This window comes from Phyllobacterium sp. 22552, assembly GCF_052044585.1.
Lineage (GTDB): Bacteria > Pseudomonadota > Alphaproteobacteria > Rhizobiales > Rhizobiaceae > Phyllobacterium > Phyllobacterium ifriqiyense.
In genome coordinates this window covers 1-664 of sequence record NZ_JBQENG010000017.1, presented here as the reverse complement: position 1 = coordinate 664, position 664 = coordinate 1, and the positions used below count along the sequence as shown (strand labels likewise).

1 protein-coding gene and 1 pseudogene are annotated in these 664 nt (G+C 51.7%); both read left to right on the top strand.

Going from position 1 to position 664, the window contains the following annotated elements; genetic code table 11:
* Nucleotides 1-130 precede the first annotated feature (130 nt).
* Nucleotides 131-448: a hypothetical protein gene (locus tag ACTJI9_RS22440; protein ID WP_440811029.1), complete on the top strand. Its 318-nt coding sequence runs from the start codon at nt 131-133 to the stop codon at nt 446-448.
* Nucleotides 449-450: 2 nt separating this feature from the next.
* A pseudogene (locus tag ACTJI9_RS22435) lies at nt 451-664 on the top strand (SOS response-associated peptidase); the annotation flags it as partial.

Sequence of the window (664 nt, the reverse complement as noted above, 5' to 3'; positions counted from 1 at the left end):
AGGTCTGGAGCTGCAGGAATAAGGAACACAATATGTTCGGCACCAAGAACAAATTGCGGGATTAACGCCCGCTTGCGCGCAATCAAGGATCGAATATCATCGCGTGATGGGCGGCCGCAGGGGGACTGAAATGCCAAAAGGTTTTTTCGAGACGCTTGAAAATGATATTCTCGGTGGTGAAGTCGTATGGCGCTGCACTTTCACTCACGGACATAGCAGCAGCAGCACAATCAAAATCATCCGTCCAAGTTCGACAAAACCCGATTATGCTACCCTCAATATCCACGTCGATCGGGAACAGGTGTATCGCGCCCAATTTGAACTAGAAGAGATTCTCAAGCTCATCGAAGATACCGCTTCGCAATTGCAAGCCACTGCGGCCGATATCAAGCGGTTCATTGCGGAATCACCACCTCCACCGCAGCAAGAAAATGAATGGGGCCGTTAGGCATGTGCAACCTCTACAAAATATCGACTGGCTTTGATGCGGTCCGCAATCTCTTCAATGGGATCGGAAACAGGACAAACATCACCGACTTCAATCTCGATATTTACCCGGACTATCCCGCGCCGGTCGCGCGCCAGGATGAAAGCGGCGAGCTGGAGGTATCAATGCTGCGTTGGGGAATGCCAACGCCTCCGGCCTTTATCAAGGGCGAAGTCG